21 protein-coding genes are annotated in these 22,956 nt (G+C 68.1%); 8 read left to right on the top strand and 13 right to left on the bottom strand.

Annotated features, from left to right (window positions below):
• Positions 1-2 precede the first annotated feature (2 nt).
• The gene (locus BLW48_RS12600; protein ID WP_093175133.1) at positions 3-530 is read right to left on the bottom strand and encodes a CinA family protein; all 528 of its coding nucleotides are present in this window, start codon (positions 528-530) and stop codon (positions 3-5) included.
• The gene (locus BLW48_RS12595) at positions 524-1,051 is read right to left on the bottom strand and encodes a phosphatidylglycerophosphatase A family protein (RefSeq protein ID WP_093054280.1); all 528 of its coding nucleotides are present in this window, start codon (positions 1,049-1,051) and stop codon (positions 524-526) included. Before BLW48_RS12595 ends, BLW48_RS12600 begins: the two co-directional genes overlap by 7 nt.
• A 183-nt stretch (positions 1,052-1,234) precedes the next feature.
• Here BLW48_RS12595 and BLW48_RS12590 point away from each other — a divergent pair, with 183 nt between their 5' ends.
• Positions 1,235-2,683: an MFS transporter gene (locus BLW48_RS12590; protein ID WP_093175131.1), complete on the top strand. Its 1,449-nt coding sequence runs from the start codon at positions 1,235-1,237 to the stop codon at positions 2,681-2,683.
• A 28-nt stretch (positions 2,684-2,711) separates the two neighbouring features.
• On the opposite strand, the gene BLW48_RS12585 is transcribed toward BLW48_RS12590, so the two are convergent.
• Positions 2,712-4,427: an FAD-dependent oxidoreductase gene (locus BLW48_RS12585; RefSeq protein ID WP_093175128.1), complete on the bottom strand. Its 1,716-nt coding sequence runs from the start codon at positions 4,425-4,427 to the stop codon at positions 2,712-2,714.
• Between the two features lie 30 nt (positions 4,428-4,457).
• Positions 4,458-5,489: a Bug family tripartite tricarboxylate transporter substrate binding protein gene (locus tag BLW48_RS12580; RefSeq protein WP_093175126.1), complete on the bottom strand. Its 1,032-nt coding sequence runs from the start codon at positions 5,487-5,489 to the stop codon at positions 4,458-4,460.
• 97 nt (positions 5,490-5,586) lie between these two features.
• Between BLW48_RS12580 and BLW48_RS12575 the strand changes: the two genes are divergently transcribed.
• Both BLW48_RS12575 and BLW48_RS12570 read left to right on the top strand, forming a co-directional pair.
• Positions 5,587-6,483: a LysR family transcriptional regulator gene (locus BLW48_RS12575; protein ID WP_093054151.1), complete on the top strand. Its 897-nt coding sequence runs from the start codon at positions 5,587-5,589 to the stop codon at positions 6,481-6,483.
• A gap of 36 nt (positions 6,484-6,519) precedes the next feature.
• A complete protein-coding gene (locus tag BLW48_RS12570; protein WP_093077034.1) occupies positions 6,520-7,230 on the top strand; it encodes a DUF3053 domain-containing protein in 711 nt (236 codons plus the stop codon).
• Between the two features lie 27 nt (positions 7,231-7,257).
• Here BLW48_RS12570 and thiL read toward each other — a convergent pair whose 3' ends face one another.
• From thiL to BLW48_RS12540, 6 genes are all read right to left on the bottom strand, one after another.
• Positions 7,258-8,214 carry a thiamine-phosphate kinase gene (gene thiL, locus BLW48_RS12565; protein WP_093175123.1) on the bottom strand — a complete coding sequence of 319 codons (957 nt, stop codon included), beginning with the start codon at positions 8,212-8,214 and terminating at the stop codon, positions 7,258-7,260.
• 30 nt (positions 8,215-8,244) lie between these two features.
• Positions 8,245-9,465, bottom strand: a complete 1,221-nt coding sequence (locus BLW48_RS12560; protein ID WP_093175121.1) for a YbdK family carboxylate-amine ligase — start codon at positions 9,463-9,465, stop codon at positions 8,245-8,247.
• A complete protein-coding gene (locus BLW48_RS12555; protein ID WP_093077040.1) occupies positions 9,462-10,733 on the bottom strand; it encodes a cation:proton antiporter in 1,272 nt (423 codons plus the stop codon). The genes BLW48_RS12560 and BLW48_RS12555 overlap by 4 nt, the downstream gene beginning before the upstream one ends.
• Positions 10,730-12,715: a site-specific recombinase gene (locus BLW48_RS12550; RefSeq protein ID WP_093175118.1), complete on the bottom strand. Its 1,986-nt coding sequence runs from the start codon at positions 12,713-12,715 to the stop codon at positions 10,730-10,732. Before BLW48_RS12550 ends, BLW48_RS12555 begins: the two co-directional genes overlap by 4 nt.
• Before the next feature lie 119 nt (positions 12,716-12,834).
• Positions 12,835-13,230, bottom strand: a complete 396-nt coding sequence (gene apaG, locus BLW48_RS12545; RefSeq protein WP_093054165.1) for a Co2+/Mg2+ efflux protein ApaG — start codon at positions 13,228-13,230, stop codon at positions 12,835-12,837.
• A gap of 48 nt (positions 13,231-13,278) precedes the next feature.
• Positions 13,279-14,658, bottom strand: a complete 1,380-nt coding sequence (locus BLW48_RS12540; RefSeq protein ID WP_177142330.1) for an RDD family protein — start codon at positions 14,656-14,658, stop codon at positions 13,279-13,281.
• Between the two features lie 109 nt (positions 14,659-14,767).
• Between BLW48_RS12540 and rpe the strand changes: the two genes are divergently transcribed.
• The gene (rpe, locus tag BLW48_RS12535) at positions 14,768-15,463 is read left to right on the top strand and encodes a ribulose-phosphate 3-epimerase (protein WP_093054169.1); all 696 of its coding nucleotides are present in this window, start codon (positions 14,768-14,770) and stop codon (positions 15,461-15,463) included.
• Here rpe and BLW48_RS12530 read toward each other — a convergent pair.
• The gene (locus BLW48_RS12530; RefSeq protein ID WP_093077045.1) at positions 15,453-15,719 is read right to left on the bottom strand and encodes a hypothetical protein; all 267 of its coding nucleotides are present in this window, start codon (positions 15,717-15,719) and stop codon (positions 15,453-15,455) included. The genes rpe and BLW48_RS12530 overlap by 11 nt on opposite strands.
• 157 nt (positions 15,720-15,876) lie before the next feature.
• On the opposite strand from BLW48_RS12530, the gene BLW48_RS12525 reads away from it, so the two are divergent.
• The 3 genes from BLW48_RS12525 to ligD all read left to right on the top strand — a co-directional run bounded on the left by BLW48_RS12525 (position 15,877) and on the right by ligD (position 20,401).
• On the top strand, positions 15,877-16,887 hold the full coding sequence (locus BLW48_RS12525) for a succinylglutamate desuccinylase/aspartoacylase family protein (RefSeq protein WP_093175113.1): 1,011 nt from the start codon (positions 15,877-15,879) through the stop codon (positions 16,885-16,887).
• 73 nt (positions 16,888-16,960) lie between these two features.
• Positions 16,961-17,905 (top strand): non-homologous end joining protein Ku, encoded by a 945-nt coding sequence (locus tag BLW48_RS12520; protein WP_093175111.1) that lies wholly within the window; start codon positions 16,961-16,963, stop codon positions 17,903-17,905.
• A 15-nt stretch (positions 17,906-17,920) separates the two neighbouring features.
• Complete coding sequence (ligD, locus tag BLW48_RS12515) at positions 17,921-20,401, top strand: DNA ligase D (RefSeq protein WP_093175110.1); 2,481 nt, start codon at positions 17,921-17,923, stop codon at positions 20,399-20,401.
• 45 nt (positions 20,402-20,446) lie between these two features.
• Here ligD and BLW48_RS12510 read toward each other — a convergent pair whose 3' ends face one another.
• On the bottom strand, positions 20,447-20,992 hold the full coding sequence (locus BLW48_RS12510) for a flavin reductase family protein (protein ID WP_093054179.1): 546 nt from the start codon (positions 20,990-20,992) through the stop codon (positions 20,447-20,449).
• Positions 20,993-21,006: 14 nt separating this feature from the next.
• Positions 21,007-22,275, bottom strand: coding sequence for an acyl-CoA dehydrogenase family protein (locus BLW48_RS12505; RefSeq protein WP_093175107.1), 1,269 nt, complete (start codon positions 22,273-22,275; stop codon positions 21,007-21,009).
• A gap of 135 nt (positions 22,276-22,410) precedes the next feature.
• Between BLW48_RS12505 and BLW48_RS12500 the strand changes: the two genes are divergently transcribed.
• Positions 22,411-22,947: a MarR family winged helix-turn-helix transcriptional regulator gene (locus BLW48_RS12500; protein WP_093175103.1), complete on the top strand. Its 537-nt coding sequence runs from the start codon at positions 22,411-22,413 to the stop codon at positions 22,945-22,947.
• Positions 22,948-22,956 lie beyond the last annotated feature (9 nt).

The raw sequence follows: 22,956 nt of genomic DNA, 5'->3' as shown, positions 1-22,956 counted from the left end.
GTTCAGCGCGAGAGCAGCTCGACCAGCGTCTTCAGCGCGTGATGCACCGTCGCCGCGCGCACCGTGGCGCGGTCGCCGTCGAAGCGGCGGCGCTCGGTGCGCACAGCGCCATCGACCGACCAGCCGAACCACACCGTGCCCACCGGCTTGTCGGGCGTGCCGCCGGTCGGGCCCGCCACGCCGGTCACGGCCAGCGCCACGCGCGACGGCGGCGAATGCGCGATCGCGCCCGTGGCCATGGCGCGTGCCACCGGCTCGCTGACCGCGCCGTTCGCCGCGATCACCGTTGCGTCCACGCCCAGCAGCTCGGTCTTGGCTTCGTTGGAATACGTGATGAAGCCGCGCTCGAACCACACGCTCGACCCTGCCAGCTCGGTGCAGGCCGCGCCGATCAGCCCGCCCGTGCAGCTTTCGGCGGTGGCCAGCATCCAGCCTTTTTTCTGCAGCAGGCCGGCCAGGGCCACGACCAGTTCGGGCGTGTCCTGGTCGGCGAGCGCCGTTGTAGAGGAAGAGTCCATCGGGTTCACCATGCGCGCCAGAGTGCAATGACCAGCAGCGTGCAGAACGCCGCCACCAGGTCGTCGAGGATGATGCCGAAGCCCGCGCGCCACCAGCGCACCTGCACCGCATCGCGCTGCTTGAACAGCGCGTCGGCCCAGCCCACCGGGCCGGGCTTGGCGGCATCGAAATAACGGAACAGCGCAAAGGCGATGGCCTGTGCGAAGAGGCCGGCCGGCGTTACCAGCCAGAGCACGATCCAGAAGGCGATCACTTCGTCCCACACCACGGCGCCGGGGTCGGCCACGTTCATGTTGCGCGCGGCCACGGTGCAGGCCCACCAGCCGATGGGCAGCGAGGCCGCGATGATCCAGCCGATGGTCGCCGGGGTGAACCAAAGCTGCATCACCGCGAAAGCCACCCAGGCCCACAGCGTGCCCACGGTGCCGGGCGCGAAGGGCGACAGGCCCGAGCCGAAGCCCAGCGCGATGAAATGCGCGGGGTGCGACAGCAGAAAGCGCAGCGTGGCGCGGCGCATCGGGGGTTGGGGCATGGCGCCGGTGGTCGTGGTGGACAAGGAAGAAGGAGGGGAAGAAGCGGCGTGCATCGGGGCAGAAGTGTCGCGCATCTGCGCCGGCACCGGCTCGGTGCGGGTTTATTTATCAAAGCAATAGCTTGTTTAATTGGCGCAGGCCGCCTAGTATCCGGGCTCCTTTCCAAGCTTCGTCTTCGCGCCATGTCTTCCTCTTCCGCCGCCCTGCGTCCTCCGCCTGCCACCGCCGCCTGGAGCGAATTGTTCAGCGGCCGCAATGGCTGGCGCGCGCTGGCCCTGACAGGCGGCGTCGCGCTGCATGCCGTCAACGTGCACATCGTGACCACCGTGCTGCCGTCGGTGGTGCGCGAGATCGGCGGGCTCGACTGGTACGCCTGGAGCACCACGCTCTTCGTGGTCGGCTCGATCCTCGGCGCCACGCTGTCGGTGCGGCTGCTCGCGGTGCTCGGCCCGCGCGGCGCGTGCCTGGCGGCGCTGGCGGTGTTCAGCGCCGGCTCGGTCGGCTGCGCGCTCGCGCCGGCCATGCCGTGGATGCTCGCGGGCCGCACGGTGCAGGGGCTGGGCGGCGGGCTGCTCGCGGCGCTGAGCTACGGGCTGATCCAGCTGGTGTTCGAGCAGCGGCTGTGGCCGCGCGCGGTGGCGCTGGTGTCTGGCATGTGGGGCGTTGCCACGCTGTGCGGGCCGGCCGTGGGCGGCCTGTTCGCGCAGGCCGGGCATTGGCGCTGGGCCTTCTGGTTCCTGCTGCCAGTGGCGGCGGCGCAGGCGCTGCTGGTGCTCGTGCAATTGCGACCCTCGATGGGCGTGAAGCACGCGCGGCCCGAGGTTCCACCGCGCGTGCCGGGGATGCAGATCGGCCTGCTCGCGCTGTCGGTACTGGTGATTGCGGCCAGCGGCCTGTGGCCCGAGCTGCTCTGGCAGGCCGTCGGCGTGGCACTGGGGCTGGCCATCGGCTTCGCGGCCACGCGCATCGACAGTCGCGCCACCGTGCGCGTGCTGCCGAGCGGCGCCTATTCGATGAGCGCGCCGCTGGGCGCCATCTACGCGAGCGTGGCGCTGCTGCTGATCGGCAGCACCACCGAAATCTTCGTGCCGTACTTTTTGCAGTTGCTGCACGGCCACTCGCCGCTGGCAGCGGGCTATCTCACCGCCGCGATGGCGGGCGGCTGGAGCGCGGGCTCGCTGCTGTCCTCGGGCCGCAGCGGCACGGGGGCCGACCGCATGCTGCGCGCCGGCCCGGTGATCTGCACGCTGGGGCTGGCGGCGCTGGCGTGGCTGCTGCCGTCGCCGGGGTTCTTCGCCCACGGCTTCGAGACCTTGCTGATCGCCGTCGCACTGGCGGCCGTGGGGCTCGGCGTAGGCATCGGCTGGCCGCACCTCATCACGCGCGTGATGTCGCTGGCCCCCAAGGGCGAGGAAGGCCTGGCCTCGGCCTCGATCACCACCGTGCAGCTCTATGGCATGGCCGTTGGCGCGGCCGTGGCGGGACTGGTGGCGAATGCGGCGGGCCTCACCGTGCCGGGCGGCCTCGAAGGCGCGCGCTCGGCGGCCGTGTGGCTGTTCGCGAGCTTCGCGCTCGCGCCGGCCTTGGCAGTGTGGCTTGCGTACCGCGCCGTCGCACGGCGCGGCTGGTGAGCGGGCCAGCCTTAGAAGAAGAGAAGGCTTAGGCCACCACGCCTTCCCAGGCCAGCGCCCGCCGGCGCGCCCGCACCCGCAGGCCTTCACCGCGCAGCAGGCCCACCAGGTCGTAGACCTCGGCCGGCAGGTGCGCGCCGCGCCAGGCCACGTGCTGGTCGGGCCGGCACAGCACGAGGCGGTGCGTGTAGGCCTTGGGCACGTCCTCGGTCTCGATGTCCAGCACCGTGAGCGGCATGCTGTAGGCGGCCGCGGCCCGTTCGAGCGGCCGCACGTCCGCGCTGCGGTCGAAGCGCAGCATCGTGTAGCCGGGGCCGAAGGCGTCGTAGACCGAGCGGCCGTCCGAAAGCCAGAAGTGCGGCGCGCGGCAGCCCGGCACGGTGGACGGCGTGAACTCGCCCATCGAATAGGGCGGCGCCATGTGCTCGCCGTCCGCAATGATGATCGGCGAACCGCTGTAGAAGTAGCCGAAGTTGAGGCCGCCGCAGCAGAACTGCTGCACGTTCAGCTCGTAGGCCTCGCGTCCGATGTCGGCGCGCAACGCATCGCCGGCGGGGCCGGGCTCCTCGATGTTCGGCGGCACGGCGCGGCGCGCGCGGATCATCTTCTGCGCATGGTCCATCGCGAAGTTCGACACCTGCTCGGTGATCGGCTGGCGCTCTGCCTCGTAGGCGTCGAGGATGGCCTCGTCGCCCCAGCCCTGCACCACCGCGCCCAGCAGCCACGAGAGGTTGAGCGCGTCGGCAATGCCCGCGTTCATGCCGTAGCCCGCATAGGGCACCCACAGGTGTGCAGCGTCGCCAGCGATGAAAACGCGGCCCTCGCGGAAGCGATTGGCCACGAGGCGGCGGCCGATCCAGTCTTCCTTGCTGATGATCTCGTACTTGAAGTCGGGGCCCACGCCGAGGATTTCGCGCAGCGACTTGTCACGGTCGACCGAATCGAACTCGGGCTCCTCGGAATTCAGGTGGTTGTGCACCAGCCAGGTCTCGTGCCCGTCGATGGCGAACATGGTGCCGCAGCGGCGTGGGTTCATTGCGTAATACGACCACGCCGGCTTGCCCGGAATCAGCGCGCGCAGCTGCGGCGCGCGGATGAAGGTCGACTGCACGCGCTGGATCACGGCCGTGCCTTCGAGCCTTGCGCCGATCTGCTTGCGCACGGTAGAGGCGCCGCCGTCGCAGCCCACCATGTAGCGGCATCGGATGCTGCGCGTCACGCCGCTGTCCATGTCGGTGGCGATGGCGGTCACGCCTTCATCGTCTTGCGTGAAACCTGCGAATTGCGTGCGGTTCAGGAGCGTCACGCCCGGCAGCGCGGCCGTGTGCTTCAGCAGGATGGGCTCCAGGTAAATCTGGTTGATGCGATGCGGCGGCTCGGGCGTGGGCCACCACGCGTCGGGGCCTTCGGTCTGGGTGTAGCGATCGCGGCGGCACGGAATCGGAATGCGCGTGAGTTCGGTGCCCGTCACGCTGGTGCGGAACACCACGTCGTTCGGGTAGTCGGCGGGCAGCCCCGCGTCGCGCAGCTTCTGCGCCACGCCCAGGCGGCGGAACTGCTCCATGGTGCGCGATGCCACGTGGTTGCACTTCACGTTCGGCGGCTCGGCGAAACGCCGCGTCTCGCAGATGACGACCGAGACGCCGCGCGAGGCGAGGTCCATGGCCAGCGTAAGGCCCACGGGGCCGGCGCCGACGATCATCACGTCGGCCTGCAGTGCTGCTGCGGTGTGGTGGTCGGTCATGTTCGCAAGAGGGCGGAAGGGAGCGTGCCGTCAGTCGAGCCGGATGTGGGCGGTCTGGATCACCTTCGCCCACTTCTTCGTCTCGGATTGGATGTAGGCCTCGAAGGCTTCGGTCGAGCTCGGCGCGGGCTCCGCGCCGAGGTTGCGCATCGCGGCCTTGATCTGCTCGTCGCCGAGCGCGGCGTTGATCTCGGCGTTGAGCCGCGCAACGATGGGTGCGGGCGTACCCGCGGGCGCCACCACGCCGAACCAGCCCGTGGAGTCGTAGCCGGGCAGGCCGGCCTCGGCCACCGAGGGCACTTCGGGCAGCATCGGCACGCGCTGTGCGCTGGTCACCGCGAAGGCGATCAGCTTGCCCGCGCGGATCTGCTGCAGCGAAGCCTGCAGGTCGACCAGCGCGAGCTGGATCTGTCCCGCCATGGTGTCGAGCGCCGCGGGGCCCGAGCCGCGGTAGGGCACTTCAACCAGCTTCACGTCGGCCATCTGCGCGAACAGCGCCGCCGACAGGTGCATGGCCGTGCCGTTGCCGCCATGACCGATCGACAGCGTGCCCGGCTTCGCCTTCGCCAGCGCGATCAGCTCGCGCTGCGTGCGCGCCGGAAGGGAAGGGTGTCCCACGATCACGAAGGGCGTGGCCGCGACCATGCCCACGGGTTTGAAGTCCTTCACCGGGTCGAAGGGCATCTGTGCGTACAGGCTCGCGTTGGCCGTCAGCGCACCGGCCGCGCCCAGCCCCAGCGTGTAGCCGTCGGCCGGTGTCTTGGCCACCAGCGCGAGCCCCACGTTGCCGCCGGCGCCGGGCCGGTTGTCGACCACCAAGGGCTGGCCCAGTTTCTCGTTGAGCCTCGGCACCATCAGGCGCACCACCGCATCGGCACTGCCGCCCGGCGGAAAGGTCACGACCATGCGGATGGGCCTGTTCGGGAAATCGCCGACGGTCGAAGATGGCGATGGCGCAGGGGCCTGCGCAAAAGCCGAGCCGCCGGTCAATGCCGCGCCGACTGCGCCAAGCATGAGCTGCCTGCGAAGCACGCTCTTCCCGTCGGCAAGAGGTACTGCCATCGAGGCTCCTTGAATGTGATGTGTCTTTTCAACGATTGAACGATGACAGCATTCATTCGTAAATCAAGATATTTCTAATGAAATATCATCTTTTCTGATGAATACGAACTTCAGTCCTACGATCCGCCAGCTGCGTGCATTCCTCGCGGTCTACCAGCTGAAAAAGCTCAGCGCGGCGGCTCAGCGGCTGTTCGTTACGCAGTCGGCGGTGAGCATGCTGATCCGCCAGCTCGAGGACGGACTGGACACGCGCCTGTTCGACCGCACCACGCGTTCGCTCAAGGCCACGGCGGCGGCCGAGCAGATGATGGTCACGGTCGAGCGCATCCTGCGCGACGTCGATTCGCTCTCGGCCGACTTCCGCGAACTGGCCACGCTCGAGCGCGGCCGCGTCACGCTGGCCATCACGCCCACGCTCTCGGCCTTTCTTCTGCCCGATGCCATGCGCGCGTTCAACGAGCAGCATCCCGGCGTGCGCGTGCTGGTGAACGACTGCGCGCCCGACCAGTTCATCTCGCGCATCCTCGGCGAGCACGTCGATTTCGGCATCGGCACGCCCGAGCGGCCCGGCGCCGAGGTCGAGGTGCAGCGGCTCATGCGCGACCACCTTGCGCTGGTGTGCCGGGAAGACCACCCGCTGGCCAAGGCGCGCGTGGTGCGCTGGACCGACCTGGCGCGCCATCCCGTCATCACCGTGCGCCCGGGCTACGGCGTGCGCCCGCTCATCGACGGCACCGCGGCCGATGCGGGCGTGGCGCTTGACGTGGTGAACGAGGTTTCGTTCCTCTCCACCGCCATCTGGATGACGGCCGCCGGCATGGGCGCGTCGATCATGCCCTCGGCCTTCGCGCGCGCGGAGGCCAATCCGTCTCTGGTGATCAAGATACTGAGTTCGCCGCGCGTGGCGCGCGACATCTCCATCGTCACCAAGCGCGGCCACTCGCTCTCGGCCGCGGCGCGCGCCTTCATAGAGGCCCTGAAGCGCTCCCTATAATTTTTGAATCCACAACACACGGGAGGGCTGGTCCCCATGAGAACTTTCATTCAACGTCTCGGGGCCCTGTCGCTCCTGGTGGCCTTCAGCTTCGCGCTGGTGGCCTGTGGCAACAAGGAGGCCGAGCAGCGCAAGGCCTTCACCACCTTCCTGCAGACCCGCGTGCTCGACAAGCCCGGCCTGCGCGTGCCGGTGCCGAACGAGGAAGAGAAAGCCTCGTTCGGCGACTACGCGAAGCACTACGCCGTGATCACCGACTTCAACGAAGGCATGAACAAGTCGGTGAGCCAGCCCATGACGCAGATCATGGCCAAGGGCGCGCTGCGTTCCATTGCCGACCTGCCGGCGCGCCGCGACGACCTCAAGGCCGCGAAGGATGGACTGACCGCCCTGCGCACCGCGCTCGACCAGCAGACCGCCAAGGCCGATGCCGCGCATGCGCAGCTCAAGCAGCCCGACGACCTGAAGCAGGTCTACGACAAGGCCTTCGACAAGACCGTGACTGCGCCGTCCACCACCTTCAAGGAAGTGTTCCCCGCGCTCGACACCGTGTTCAACAGCGCGCTGGCCATCGGCGACTTCATGGAGAAGAACAAGTCGAAGATCCAGGTCGCAGGCTCTTCGGTCACCGTGACCGACCCGGCGGTGCAGGCGGAGCTCAACAAGATGCTGCAGCAGCTCAACGGTCAATCGGCAGCCATCAACGCTGCACAGCAGAAGATGCAGGCGATGGTGCGCGGCTCCTGACCGGAGCAGCGCAGCAACAACAAGAGCTCAGACGAAGTGGTCGAACGAGCCGAAGCGCTGTGACACCGGCGCGCCGGTTGCATCGACGATGCGCAGCCCGGCATCGGCCTCGATGCGGCCGATGCGCGTGACGCGTGTGGCGCTGTTCAGGCCGGCTTGCGTGACCGCGTCGCGCGCAGAGGCGGGCGCGGTGAAGACCAGCTCGTAGTCGTCGCCGCCCGAGAGTGCGCAGGTACGCAAAAGCTCGGTGCGCAGGACTGGCGCCTCGGCAGCGATCAGGGCCGTGGCCGCATCGGCATCGAGCGTGGCGCCCACGCCGCTCGAACCGAGGATGTGGCCCAGGTCGCCGATCAACCCATCGCTCACATCCACCGCCGATGAGGCGATGCCGCGCAAGGCCTGCCCCAGCGCCACGCGCGGCGTGGGCTGCTCCATGCGCATGCGCGTCGATTCGAAAGCCTCGGCCGACAGCGCGACCGTGCCGCGAAACACCTCGAGCGCCAGCCGCGCATCGCCCAGCGTGCCGCTCACCCAGATATCGTCGCCCGCGCGCGCGCCCGAACGCAGCAACGCCGCGCCGGCCGGCACTTCGCCGAACACCGTGATGCAGATGTTGAGCGGGCCGCGCGTGGTGTCGCCACCCACCAGCTCGCAGCCGTGCGCGTCGGCCAGCGCGAACAGACCGCGCGAGAAGCCCTCGAGCCAGGGCTCGTCGACACCCGGCAGCGCAAGCGCGAGCGTGAAGGCCAGCGGCTTCGCACCGCAGGCCGCCAGGTCGCTGAGGTTCACCGCCAGCGCCTTGTGGCCCAGCCGCGCCGGATCGACGGTGGAAAGAAAGTGCCGGCCCTCGACCAGCATGTCGGAGGACACGGCGAGCTGCATGCCCGCAGCGGGCGCAAGCAGCGCGCAGTCGTCGCCCACGCCCAGCGGGGAGCGCGTGGCGGGGCGCTTGAAGTAGCGCGTGATCAGGTCGAATTCACCCATGGGGGGTGAGCATAAGGGCTGAGGCCGTGCTCAGGCCTGCCCGCGGAAGCGCAGCGACGCCTGCCGCACCACTTCGGCCAGCAGCCGCTCTTTCCCCTGCTTCTCGCGCAGCCAGCGCGCGTCGTTGCGGTTGGCTTCCAGGCTGGTGCGCAGCTCGCCCAGCGCCTGCGTGGCGTTGAGCGCCTCGCTGTGCCATTCGAGCTGGGTCATCGTCATCAGGATGTGGTCGCGCAGCGGCATGTGCTGGCCGGTGGCCGGGTCCACGTACACCGCGTCCAGCCCGAAGCGGCAGGCCTGGAAGCGGTTGTAGGTGTAGACGAGGTAGTCGTCTTCCGTCGGCTCGAAGGGCTGCTCCTGCAGGAACCACGCTGCCAGCGACTGTACGTAGCCCGCGAGCGCGGCGGCGCGCTCGACGGTGAGCGGTGTGTCGAACACGCGGATCTCGATGGTGCCGAACTCGGGCTTGGGGCGGATGTCCCAGTAGAAGTCTTTCATGCTGCGCACGACGCCGGTGCGGGTCATGCGCTCGAAGTACGCCTCGAACTCCTTCCAGCTCAGCGTGAAGGGCGCGCGGCCCGACAGCGGAAACGCGAACACCGAGTTCAGCCGCGCCGAGTCGAACTGCGTGTCCTGCCCCTGCACGAAGGGCGAGGATGCCGACAGCGCGATGAAGTGCGGGATGTAGCGCGACATGCGGTGCAGCATCAGCAGCGCAGCATCGGCGTCGGGGCAGCCGATGTGCACGTGCTGGCCGAAGATGGTGAACTGCTTGCTCAGGTAGCCGTACAGCTCCGACAGTTCGCGAAAGCGCGGTTTGTCATAGATGCGCCGCTCGTGCCACTGCTGGAACGCATGTGTGCCGCCGCCCACCACCGCGATGTTGAGCTTGTCGGCATTGCGGATCAGCGCTTCGCGAATGGGCGACAGCTGCGTGATCACGTCCTGCGCCGAGTGGCAGATGTCGGTCGAGATCTCGATCATGCTCGACGTCATCTCGGGCACCACGCTGCCGGGCAGCGGGGTCTGCGCCATCAGGCGCAGCATGTCCTCGGCGTACGGGGCCAGGTCGTAGTCGTGCGTGTTCACGAGCTGCAGCTCCAGCTCCACGCCGAGCGACAGCGCTTCCGACTTGTTGAAGGGTTCGAGCTTGACCGCGCGGCTCTCCGGGTCCGAAGGCAGTGGCGCCGAGCGGACGTCGTCGCTGTCCGGGTCGATAGGCGTGTTGTTGTGGTTGTTGGTTGCGGTGCTCATCGCTGCGTGTCCTCCGTGATGCTGAACGCCTGGGGCATCCAGGGCACCGAGCTTTCGCCCACCGCGTGGATGGCCACCGTGGCGAGCATCGCGCCCACCACCTCCATCAACAGGATCGAGGGCAGGGCCACCTGCGTGATCATCGTGCCCAGCAGCGGCGATGCAGTGGCGAAATTGGAGGCAATGAGCAGCGCAATCGACGACAGCGGCGACATCGCACAGCCGACCCAGAAGGCCTGCTTCCAGCTCGCGCCGCTGCCCGGGTTGGCAATGGCCACGCCCGAAATCTTGGCCAGCAGGCGCACGCCGATCACGGCCAGCACCACGCTGGCCACGGGTAATGTCCAGTCGGCCTGCGCCGCCACGATCGACACCAGCACGAACATCAGCATGGTCAGCAGCGAAGCCGCTGTGCCCAACTGCCGCTGCCAGGCCCAGGGCTTGGGGTTGAGCGTCTTCAGCAGCACGCCGCCGATCAGCGCGGCCAGCGGCGCCGAGCCGCCGATGTGCGCGGTGAGCGCGGCGCCCGCCGCGATGATCGCCAGCAGCAGGATCGACGTGTTCTCGCTCGACGGGCTCATCACCCGCAGGGCCGAGCGCAGCGCCAGCGCCATGATCCCGCCGACCACGAACGAAAGGCCCAGCACCACCGCCACCGGATACAGCTTCTGCAGCATCGTCTGCGGCGCGCGCTCGATCAGCCCGGCCTGCGCATAGCCCAGCGCCAGTGCGTAGAAGGTGTTGAGCGTGGCCAGCGTCATCGCGCGTTCGGTCACGGGGCCGGCGGCGCGCGTGTCGATGATCACGCGGCTCAGCACCGCCGGTGAGGCGACGATGGCCATCAGCGCGATCGGGTTGGCCACCGGCTCGGGCAGGCCCAGCAGCGTGAGCACCCAGTACACGCCGAAGTAGGTCAGCGTGGCTTCGAGCAGGCTCTGCACCAGCACCATCGGGTTATGGCGGAACCAGCGCAGCGGCAGCCGCCCGCCGGCCTCGAACAGCACCACGGCCACGCCGAGTTCGAGCAGAAAGAGGCTGATGCCGCGCAGCGGCCAGATCGCGCCTTCGAAGCCGGCGAAGCCCACCACCGCGCCCACCAGCGAATAGCCGATGACCTTGGGAAACCCAAGATAGCGTTGCACCAGGTGGCCGGAAGCCGCCGCCGCCGCCAGCAGCAGCGACCACAGCACGGTGGGCAGGCCCGCCGAGGGGCGCACCCATTCGGACCAGAAGCCCAGCAGATCGTTGAGGAAGCTCGTCAAATTCATCCAGGCAGGAAAAAGCTCACCGGCCGGCTGCGCCAGCGGGCCCAGATCGCGCTGCGAATGCGGGCGCGGTCACCGAGGCTCACGCTGTGCGCGCGCAGCGCCAGGCGGAAAGCGAAGTAGAAACTCACGCTCACATTGAGCGCGCCAATGACCGGGATCGCCGCTACCGCCCACCACAGCGCGGGCTGCTGCAGCACCCCGAGGCCGGTGGATGCCGCGGCTGCGGCGATCTGTCCGGCCGAGAGTGTCACGTGCCGCACATCAAGGCCAAGCCCGAAGAAACCCGCGAACGCGGGCAGCAGCCCGAGCATGAGTCCCAGCGAGATGTTGGAGGCGAAGCCTGAGATGTGTGTGCGCATGAAATCGGCCCAGCGGCGGGCCCGTGCGGCGCCGAGAAAAGCGCCGATGCGGGGGTTGTAACGCATGGCGGAGTCCATGCGATGCAGGACAAAGGCGTTTTCTGTCCATCCGGCGACGATGCTGGCCGAAAACAGCAGGATGCCGGTGATTGCCGCGTAAAGCGCGGTCGGCCCCGCCAGCGAAAGCGATTTCAGCGTGGCTGCGGCATGCGCGGCGTCGAGCAACGGTCGTTCCAGCGCCAGCTGGGCCAGCAGCGCGATGCTCACCACCGCCGGCACCACGACCAGCACATTGCCCAGCACCGCCGCCACCTGCGAGCGCACGAGGTTCGCGACCTCGTCGACGAAATCGTTCACCGCGCCGTCCGAATCGATGTCGCGCAGCCGCGCCGCCATGGCCGGCGCCGTCATCGCGGGCTGCTTGGTGGCCAGCGTCAGGTGCAGCAGCTGGATCGCGACGAAGCTGGCCGCATACATCAGCCCCGCGCCCAGCCCGCTCCAGAAGGCCGACAGGCCCAGCGCGTAGATGCCGAACTTCAGCAGCACTGTGATGGCCGTGAGGGCGCCTCCGCCCGCGGCCTTCTTCACCATCTGCAGGTAGCTGGCGCGGTCGCGGGTGATGTAGTGCTCGCCGGTCTCGGCGCTGCGCTCGGTCACCTTGGCGGCCAGCATCGATGAGTTCGAAGCGATCAGCGCGCGGATGCTGTTGCGCTCGCCGCCCGCCAGCACCAGCCGCCCGACCAGCCGCGCCACGCTGGGCGCGGGGTTGGGCGCCATCAGGCAGTCGAGCAGCTCGCGGATGCGCAACACCCGCTCGCGCAACTGGCGCAGCCGGAACACCAGGCCGACCGAGATGCCGTTGTCTTCCAGGTGCGTGTAGACCGAGGCGGCGCCGGCCCGGCAGGCGTCGAGCCGGTCGCGGAAGGCCAAGAAGGCAGCCTGCAGCGCCTCCTCGTCGCGGGGCTCGCCGGGCCGGTCGAACATCTGCTCGCGCAGTTCGTCGAGGTCGGCCATCAGCGAATGAAAAGGGCGCCCCTGGCCCAGCACCTCGGTGCTCATGCGCAGGCGCAGCTCCGGCGAGAAACCGGCCGCCACCACCTGGCTGCTGCAGTAGGTGACGGCATCCATCACCGTGTGGCGCCAGCGCGGCGCGCCGTCGTCGTCCAGCGCCGCATCGGCCAGCAGCGCGCCGATGCGGGCCAGCTGCGTTTCGTCGAGCAGAGCGATCCAGCCCGCGTCGAACACGCCGGGCAGCACCATGCGGAACAGGTCCGACGCGTCGGTGGTCTCGGGCGTGCCGGGCAGGATCTTGCGGCGCAGCCGCTCGCCCAGCTCGCTGGCGAAGGCTGTGCGCGGGGCGAAGCCGTAGTCGGCCAGCAGCGTGGTCAGGTCGACCGCCTGCGTGAACACGCGCCACCAGGCGCGCAGCCGCTCGCGCAATTCGGGCCGCGCCTCGATGGCGTCGAGCAGCAGCTGCACGCGGCCGATTGCCGCCTGGGGCGAGGCGCGGTCGCCGCGCAGCCAGTCGAAGATATTGATGAGCCAGATGTGGCGCTGTGCCACGTCGGCTGTCGGGTCGAGGCCGGCAAGCAGCCCCTGCAAGTCGCGCGATGCGGCAGCCATGGAACGATCTCGTCAAGCGCCGGGGAACGCCGCGGAACCGGCTTTGCCGGGCCGCAGGTGTTGCCCCCGGCGAGGGGGGTGGCGAAGCGACACGAAGTGCGCGAAGCCTGGGGGAGTACCTAGTGAAGCACGCGGGAGACGGGGGCTCCGCCCACATCCGCTTCGAGCACGAACATCGGAATCGGCACGTCGAAGCGCTCGCCTTCTTCCGTCACCACGAAATAGCTGCCATGCATCGTCCCGCTGGGCGCCTGCAGGCGGCAGCCGCTCGTGTAGCGGAAGGATTCGCCGGGCGCCAGCAGCGGCTGCTGGCCGATCACGCCGAGGCCCTTGACCTCCTGCGCATGGCCCGAGGCATCGTTGATGAGCCAGTGGCGGGCGATCAGCTGGGCAGCCACCGTCCCCGTGTTGGTGACGGTGACCGTGTACGAGAAGGTGTAGATGTTGTCCTTGGCCGACGACTGTTCGGCCAGGTAGCGCGGTTCGACTTGCACGCTGAAGGGGCTGTGTGACATGGGCGCGATGGTAACTGCAGGCCTTTTCCCCATGTCCGCCTGGCGATGTCAGATCGTGTTGCCCTTCGGCGTGCTCTCGGGTGCCGCGGCTGGAACGGTCTGGAACAGCAGGTCGCGCAGCGCCGCGGTGGCGGCCGTGTCCGGGTCCCGGTCCGAGGTGCCGACCAGCACGATGCGCCAGACCTGGGTGCCGCTCTTCAGCAGCGTGGCGTCCACGTGCCGCGAGGCGTCCGCGGTCATCGCACCCTTCATCTGCAGGCCCAGGCGGCCCTTGACGTTGATGGGGCGCGCGCGTGCGTCCAGCTCCATCGACGGGCGCACCGCCATCGCCCAGATCCGCTGGTACTCGTCCAGGCTCACCTGCTCCATGCCACCTTCCACGGCGAAGACCGCGACCACGGTGTCCGAGAAGAAGGTGTGAACCACGTCGCCGGTGGTGTTGGACTGCTCCCGGTATTGCCACCCGCGGGGGATGCTCGCGCGCAGCTTCGTGACGGGGTTCGTCCACTCGAAGCCGGCGTAGAAGCGCATGCTTCTTTGCGCCTCGCGCTGGTTGATGAAGACCACGCCGGCCACGAGGCCCGCCAGTGCGGTCACGGCCAGGCCCGTGCGCAACACGCCGGTTCCGGCCGCCTGCACCAGGTAGCGCTTTGCGTCGTAGGTGGCGGGGCGGCCCTCCTTCACCTCGAAGAACTGGCGGCCCATGGTGAACAGCGTGACGAAGGGAATGCCCAGGCCGAGGCCGGACAGGTACATCCACGCCACGCGCCCCAGGTACTGCAGGAAGGTTGGCCGCCCGCCGTCGCGCAGCCTGACCCGCACGCCGAACAGCAGCTTGCCCAGCGTCGTGCCGAACAGGCCGAAGACGATGGCTTCGAAGACCAGCGCCACGGGCAGGAAGATGATCCCGAGCGTCGGCGTGGACGACGGGTTTTCCATCCACAGGCCGAAGGCCGGCCAGATGCGGCCCACCACCGCGGCCATGAAGAAGCCGGCGGGCAGGCACATCGTCCAGACGTCGAAGAGACGGGCGAAAAAGCGGCGCCACGGGCCGGCCGCCGGCAGGCCGGGGTCACGCCTTTGCGGTGCTGGTGCCTCCAGGGGGCCGTCGGACAGCCACGGCTCCGGGTCGGGGCGCGCGGACTGCGGCGCAGGCCTCGGGTGGTCCGGGGCTGGTTGGTCGTCGGGCAAAGGCGGCGCCTCGCGCACTGCGGCGGGCCCGAAGTCCGGCAGCAGCACGGGCTCCATGCGCATGCCGGGCAGCATCAGTTCCTCGACCTGGTGCAGGGGCTTCCAGGCCAGCCGCCCCGGGCGCCAGACCAGCGTCTGCGCGTCGATGACGCCCGTGCGAATGCGTTCATGGATCTGCGCGACCGACAACGGACCCTGCCTGTCTTCGCCCCGTGCGTACCACCAGCCCTCGTCCATGGAAGCTCCCCCGTCTTGTAGTGCCGCCCTCTGCGGGCCACACAAATGTATCGGGAAGTACTCCTTGCTCCAAGGACAGGCGGGCGGGGCTGAAGCGACAATCGGGGGCATGAGCACCCCGTTTCGCATCGCGCCCTCCATCCTGTCCGCCGACTTCGCGCACCTCGGCAAAGAACTGACCGACGTGATTGCGGCCGGCGCCGACTGGATCCATTTCGACGTGATGGACAACCACTACGTGCCGAACCTGACCTTCGGCCCGATGATCTGCCAGGCACTCAAGCCCTACGCCAAGACCGCCGACGGCACCCCGGTGCCCGTCGACGTGCACCTGATGATCCAGCCGGTCGACGCTCTGGCGGCCTCTTTCGCGCAAGCGGGCGCCGACTACATCAGCTTCCACCCCGATGCCTCGCCCCACACGCACCGCAGCATCCAGGCCATCAAGGCCGCTGGCTGCAAGGCCGGGCTGGTGTTCAACCCGGGGCTGGGCCTGGAGGCGCTCGACTGGGCCATCGACGACATCGACCTGATCCTGATCATGAGCGTGAACCCCGGCTTCGGCGGCCAGAGCTTCATCGACTCGGCCCTGCGCAAGATCGAACTCGCGCGCAAGCGCATCGAGCAGAGCGGACGCGACATCCGCCTCGAGGTGGACGGCGGCATCAAGGCCGACAACATCGCGCGCGTGGCCTCGGCCGGCGCCGACACCTTCGTGGCGGGCAGCGCCATCTTCAACGCCAAGGACTACGGCGCCGTCATCACCGACATGCGCAAGCAGCTGGCGGGCGTCGTCAGCGCTTGATCTTCCCGCTCTTGTAGACGCGGTTGGCCTCCAGCCCGCGGTCGGTATCGACCAAACCGCGCTCCACGTCTTCATGGGCCTGGCGGCCCACCTCGGTCGGACGGCCGTCCGGCGTCTGCTGGCTGTCGGACGACTGGTCGTGCTCGTGCGGCAGGCGCGGCGCCGATTCGCCGCCTTGCTCCACCTTCGTCTTGCCGCCGCCGGCATCCTTTTGAGGATCGGCCGGCGCGGTCTTGCTCTTGCTGCTCTTGCTCATGCGGGGCTCCTTCAATGAAGAACGAGCCTGTGTCGCGATTGCCGCCGGGGCGGTAGGACATGCAAGGCAGCCCCTGTAGGCGGGCGTGGGCCGCCATGTTGCTATGAAATAAGTAGCGCCTTTGCGCGCAGGAAAGGGGCTCCGCAATAATCCCCGGATGTCCTCCGATCCCTCAGATCCATTTGCCGGCATTGCCACCGACAGCCTGCGCATCCACGCTTTCGCCTCGCTGAACCCCGGTCCCCGTTTGCTCGTGATGGGCGGCGTGCATGGCGACGAAGTCTCCGGCACCCTGGGCATCGAGCGCATCCTGGGCGAGTTCGAGGCTGGCACCCTGCAATTGCAGCGCGGCGAGCTGACCCTGGTGCCCGTCGCCAATCCGCTCGCACGGCGCCGCCTGCAGCGCGAGGGCGAGCGCAACCTCAACCGCCTGTTCCGCCCGACCGAGGCACCGGCCGACTACGAAGCCCGCGTGACCAACGTGCTGGCGCCGCTGATCGCGCGCCACGAAGTGCTGCTCGACCTGCATTCCTTCCAGAGCGAGGGCGAGGCCTTTGCCATGATCGGCCCGCGCGACAACACCGGCACGCTGGAGCCCTTCGCCCGTTCGTATGAAGAGGGCCAGCTTGCGCTGCACATCGGCACGCCCATCGTGGTGGAGGGCTGGCTCGACATCTACGCAGCCGGCCTCGCGCAGCGCGCGGGTGGCACGCCCGCAGACGAGGCTGCGCTTGACTTCGGCCGCGGCACCAACGAATACATCCGCAGCCGCGGCGGCTACGGCGTCACGCTCGAATGCGGCCAGCACCTGGACCCGCAGGCACCCGAGGTGGCGTGGCACGCCATCCGACGCACGCTTGCGCTGCTGGGCATGGCGGCGCTGCCCGAAGGGCTGTCGGGTGCGCCGGTGCAGCCTCCCAAGCTGCTGCGCCTGGCCAGCGTGACCGACCGCCTGCACGAGGAAGACAGCTTCGTGCGCGACTGGGCCACCTTCGACGAAGTGCAGCGCGGCGAGCCCATCGGCATGCGTCACGACGGCACGCTGTTGAGCGCGCCCGAAGACGGCTTCATCGTGTTTCCCAACGCGATGGCGCTGCCCGGTGCCGAGTGGTTCTATTTCGCGCGCCCGAGCGAGCGCCGGCTCGGGCCGGTGGCCGGCGCGGCCTGACGAAGCCTGACGCCGCGCTCCTACATCGCCCGCACATGGGCGGCGCACATTCCAAGGCTGAAGGAGTGTGCCCATGCCAGTCTCGAAAAAAGCCCCCGCGCCGCGCGTCCTCTGGAAGGGCGCCATCAGCTTCGGCCTCGTCCACATCCCGGTGGCGCTCTATTCGGCCACCACCGACCACGGCATCGACTTCGACTGGCTCGACAAGCGGACCATGGACCCGGTCGGCTACAAGCGCATCAACAAGAAGACCGGCAAGGAGATCGCGCGCGAGCAGATCGTGAAGGGCGTCGAATACGAGGACGGCGAGTACGTGGTGATCAGCGACAAGGAAATCGCGGCCGCCTACCCCAAGACCACGCAGACCATCGAGATCGAGACCTTCGTGCCGGCCAACGGCATTCCCTTCGTGTACCTGGAGCGGCCCTACTACGTGGCGCCCATCAACCGCGGCGCCAAGGTGTACGCGCTGTTGCGCGAAACCCTGCAGCGCAGCGAGCGCGTGGGCGTGGCGCGTGTCGTCATCCAGACCAAGCAGCACCTCGCCGTGCTGGTGCCCGTCGGCCCCGGCCTCGTGCTGAACCTGCTGCGCTGGGGCGCCGACATCCGCCCGTGGACCGACCTGCCATTGCCCTCCGAAGATGCGAAGAAGGCAGGCCTGAGCGAGCGCGAGCTCAAGATGGCGAAGCAACTGGTCGAGGACATGAGCGCCGACTGGGACCCGAACGAATTCAAGGACGAGTTCAAGGACGAGATCCTTCGGTTGATCGACAAGAAGGTGAAGGCCGGCCAGACCGAGACCGTGACGCAGCCCGAGCCTGAAGAAGAGCAGTCCACCGAAGGCCGCGGCGCCAAGATCATCGACCTGACCGAGTTGCTGCAGCGCAGCCTGCGCGGCAAGGCGAAGGCTGCCGGCGAAGAAGAAGCTCCCCCACCCAAGGCCGCGGCGAAGAAGCGCAAGCCCGCCGCCAAGACAGCAGCGCGCAAGGCCCCGGTCCGACATCGCCGCGCCGCCTGACGCCGGCCTGCCGCCATGGGTACCACCGCATCGACCGCGCGCAAGGCGCTGGCGCGCTACCACGGCAAGCGCGATTTCACTCGCACGCCCGAACCCAAGGCCGGCGGCAGGAATGGCAAGGGCGTGCTGTCCTTCGTCATCCAGAAGCACCACGCGAGCCATCTGCACTACGACTTCAGGCTCGAACTAGACGGCACGCTCAAGAGCTGGGCCGTGCCTAAAGGGCCGTGCCTCGACCCGACCGTGAAGCGCATGGCCGTGCACGTCGAAGACCATCCGATCTCTTACGCCGGCTTCGAGGGCACGATCCCGCCGAAGCAGTACGGCGCGGGCACCGTCATCGTCTGGGACCGCGGCGACTGGCTGCCCGACGGCGATGCGCGCAAGGCGCTCGCGGCCGGCAAGCTCAAGTTCGAGCTGCGCGGCGAGAAGCTGCACGGCCACTGGACGCTGGTGCGCATGCACGGCAAGGGCGACGAGAAGCACGAGCCCTGGTTGCTCATCAAGGAGCGCGACGGCGATGCGCGTGCGCTCGACGACTACGACGTGCTCGAAGAACAACCGGCCAGCGTGATCACCGGGCGCGACGTGGACGAGGTGGACCAGCCGCCGAAGAAAGTCGCAACGAAGAAGGCGCCCGCAAAGAAAGCCGCACTTCCCGCCACCTTCCAGCCCCAGCTCGCCACTCTCGCGGCTTCGCCACCGCCGTCTCCCAACGACTGGCTCTACGAACTCAAGTTCGACGGCTACCGCCTGCTCGCGCGCATCGACAAGGGCAAGGCCCGCTGCTTCACCCGCAACGGCCATGACTGGACCGCGAAGCTGCCTGCGCTCGCCAAGGCCCTCGCGAAGCTGCCTACCGACTCGGCCTGGCTCGACGGCGAGATCACCGTCGACGGCGAAAACGGCGCACCCGACTTCCAGGCGCTGCAGAACGCCTTCGACAGCGGTGCGACATCGTCCATCGTCTACTGGCTGTTCGACGCGCCTTTTCTCGATGGCGAAGACTTGCGCGACCTGCCGGTCGAGGAGCGCCGCGCACGGCTCGCACAGCTGCTCGGCAAGAAGCCGCCCGCGCTGCTGCGCCTGAGCGAAACCTTCGACGCCTCGCCGCGCGACTTGCTCGCGTCGTCGGCGCGCATCGGCTTCGAGGGCATCGTCGGCAAGCGCAAGGGCTCGCCGTATGTGTCGCGCCGCTCGCCCGACTGGATCAAGCTCAAGAACCAGCAGCGCCAGGAATTCGTGATCGGCGGCTACACCACGCCCAAGGGCACGCGCTCGGGCTTCGGCTCATTGCTGCTCGGCGTGCACGACGAGGCCACCGGGCGCCTGCGCTACTGCGGCAACGTCGGCACGGGCTTCGACGCCGACCGCCTCGCCGACATCAAGGCGAAGCTGGACAGGCTGGCCACCGAAGACTGCCCGTTCACGCCCACGCCGCGCGGCATCAAGGCGCAGTGGGTCAAGCCATCACTCGTGGCTGAAATTTCATTCGGCGAATGGACGCGCGAAGACCGCGTGCGCCAGGCCGTCTTTCGAGGCCTGCGCGCCGACAAGCCCGCGCGCGACATCCGCCGCGAGCGGCCGGAGGAAGGAAAGAGAAAGAGCACCCCCATGTCCCAGAAGATCACCCACGCCGACCGCGTGATCGACAAGCACAGCGGCATCACCAAGGGCGAGCTCGCGGCCTACTACGACGGCGTGGCCAAGCTCATGCTGTCGCACCTGCGCGGCCGGCCGGTGTCGCTGGTGCGCGCGCCCGAGGGCGTGGGCGGCGAGCTGTTCTTCCAGAAGCACGTGCAGAACCGCGAGATTCCCGGCGTGCGCCTGCTCGATCCCGCGCTCGACCCGGGCCACGAACCGCTGCTGCAGATCGACACGAAGCAGGGCCTGCTCGGCGCCGCGCAGATGAACGTCATCGAGCTGCACACCTGGAACGCCACCTCGCGCGCCATCGGCAAGCCCGACCGCATGACCTTCGACCTCGACCCCGGCGAAGGCGTGGCATGGCCGCAGATACAGGAAGCCGCGATGCTGGTGCGCACGCTGCTAGACGAGCTGAGCCTGCCCTCGTTCCTGAAGACCAGCGGCGGCAAGGGGCTGCACGTGGTCGTGCCGATACGGCGCCAGTACGACTGGGATGCCGTCAAGGGCTTCTCGCAGGCCGTGGTGGCGCATCTCGCGCAGACCATACCGGCGCGCTTCGTCGCCAAGAGCGGGCCGCGCAACCGCGTGGGCAAGGTCTTCGTCGACTACCTGCGCAATGGCTTCGGCGCGACCACCGTCAGCGCGTGGTCGGCGCGTTCGCGCCCGGGGCTGGGCGTGTCGGTGCCGCTTGCGTGGGAAGAGTTGCCCGAGCTCACAAGTGCTTCGCAGTGGACCGTCGCCAATGCGGCGCAGCGCTTCGAAACCGGCAACAAGCCCTGGGCCGCGATGGAGCGCAACCGCAAGGGGCTTGCTGCGGCGATGAAGCTGCTCGGCTACAAGCTGGAGTGATGCCCGCCGCCAGTCGAGAGTTGCGCGCGAAACTGCGAACCAGCCTCATCGAGGCCGTGCCAGCGTCGCCGCGAGCTCCCACAACGAACCCATCTGCCCCGAATGAAAGAGCAAAGGCGGCGTGTCGGTCCGCGAGAAGCGATCGACCCGGCCGAGGATGATCGTGTGATCGCCTTCCTGGTGGCGTGAATAGGTCGAGCACTCGAAGGTTGCCACGCTCTCGACAAGCCTTGGGCATTCGTTGGGTCCAACTTCGAATGCTCCGGCGTAGCGCTCGAACTTGTCCGCCGCGGGCTTGGCGAAATGCCAGGCCAGGTCGCGCTGCTCTGCGGTCAGCACGCTGAGGTTGAACGGCCGCGCCGCAAGGAATGCGTCGGCGCTGCGCGTGTCGTCGCGGATGCTCCACAGGATCAAGGGTGGATCCAGCGACACCGAGGCGAACGAGTTGATCGTCATGCCCTCGCGCTTGCCTTCAGGTGTCGTGGTCGTCACGAGGCACACCCCCGTGGGAAAGGCGCCAAGCGCCTGTCGCAGCTGGCGGGCATCGACCGTGTCGGCCGCGTCGCCCGTGATGAGAGCCCAGGAGTACATGGCCGATACCCCGATCAGTACTGGCCCTTCGGCTCGAGGCCGAGCAGGTATTGCCCCACCATCGAAGAAACTGCATCCCAGTTGAGGCTGATGTGGCGCGAGATGGCGTTCGTGTCCCGCCACATGCGCTGGATCGGCTGGTCGAGTGCCAGGCCTGCGCCTCCTACGCTGGCGAACACGGCTTCCACGGCATCGCGCGAGAGACGTGCGGCGAAGGCGTGGTCGCGCCGGTTGCGAATCCGTTGCTGGATGCTGATGACATGGCCATCGGCTGCCATCTGCTCTACCTGCGCGGTGTCGCGATAAAGGAGAAGCCGCGCTGCATCGACGCTCGCCGACGCTTCAGCCAGGCGAGACTGCACCGGGAAGAACTCGCTCAGCCTGCTTCCGCCTCCCGCAACAGCCCCTCGCGTGACGCGCGAGCCGGCCAGCCCGATCAGTTCGTCCACCGCGCCTTGGGCCGTGCCGATGATCGGCGACACGAGGCATACCGGCACCGCCGACAGAAAGGGGATGCGGTAGATCGGGTTCGTGTTGACGGCGGCGCCGGGAGGGTTGTTGGAGGAAGCCTGCGCAAACGTCAGCTTGCGGTGCCCCGGAATGAATGTCGGCTTGTCGATGACGATCGCCTTGGATCCCGTTCCGGCCTGGCCCGCCACGTGCCAGTTGTCCTCGATCGACCAATCCGATCGGGGTGCGAGCAGAAAGCCGGCCGTTGGCGCAGCGCCCTTTTCTTCCGGCGGAAACTGAACGCCCAGCAGTGCCCACTGGGAGTTGTCCACGTTGGACGCGAAAAGCCATTTGCCATGCACGAGGTAGCCGCCGTCGACCTTCTCGGCCATCGTCGCCGGTGCATACGAGCCGCACACGATTGCGCCGGGGTCCTCGCGCCAGACGTCGTCCTGCGCCTGCTCGGGGAAGGTCGCGACCAGCCATTGATGGATGGCGCCCAGCGAGCAGCCCCACGCCGACGAGGTGCAGCCTCGTGCCAGTTCGCTGACCACGTCGATGAAGGCGGTGAAGCCGTACTCGAACCCGCCGTAGCGCGCCGGCTGCATCAGCTTGAAGAAGCCCGCGTCATGGAACGCACGCGTCGTCTCTTCCGAAACGCGGCGATCCTGTTCGGTGCGTTGAGCCCGGGCGCGCAGCATCGGCACCAATTCGCTTGCGGATGCAACTATTTTTTCGATCGAAGGGGCGCCCATCACAGGCGACTTTCGGCCTGGTGCAGGGATGTCGACGTGATTGAGTTGAGCGAGCGGGTTCGTTGCGGCATCAGTCATGGGTGTCTGTCTCCAAAGGATGTGTGGCTCTGCGATCAGAGGGCTCAATTGAAGCGGATAACATTTGCAAATGCAATCAATATTGGCTCGGGGTTTACGCTATATCGGTGATGTTTTTCGCTTGTAAGATGGCCCATGACCAAGAGAAAGCCGGCAGTGACCACCCCCGTAAAGCAGCGCAAGACAAGCCCCGAAGCGCTCCCGGAATTGATTGCAGAAGCAGATAAATCTGTGAATCACGATCTGGAACGGGCAATCCCTTACTTGCTTGCACGTGCGGGAACCCGAATGGGCCAGTCGTTCAGCAGGGAGCTCAAGCAGTTCAACCTTTCGCTGACCGAGTGGCGGATCTGCGTCGCGCTGCACCATCAGCCACATCAGCGCCTCTCCGACCTGGCGTTGCACACATCGACCGAGCCTTCCACGCTCTCGCGAACTGTCGACGGCCTGCTTCAACGCGGTGTGGTGGTGCGCGATCGATCCGACGAGGATGCGCGGGCCCTTGCGCTCGCACTGACCGAGGCAGGGCGCGACCTCGCGTTGCGGATCATTCCGCTGGCCCAGTTGTACGAGCGGGTGTCGCTGTCAGGACTGAGCTTCGCGCAGGCCGAGTCGCTTCGGGACATGCTCCGGATGGTCTACGACAACCTGGCCGTGCTGGACAACGAATGACGGCTCGAT

Source organism: Variovorax sp. YR266 (genome assembly GCF_900107295.1).
GTDB lineage: Bacteria > Pseudomonadota > Gammaproteobacteria > Burkholderiales > Burkholderiaceae_C > Variovorax.
Note: the sequence above shows the minus strand (reverse complement) of the source record. Positions and strands in the feature narration are given on the sequence as shown.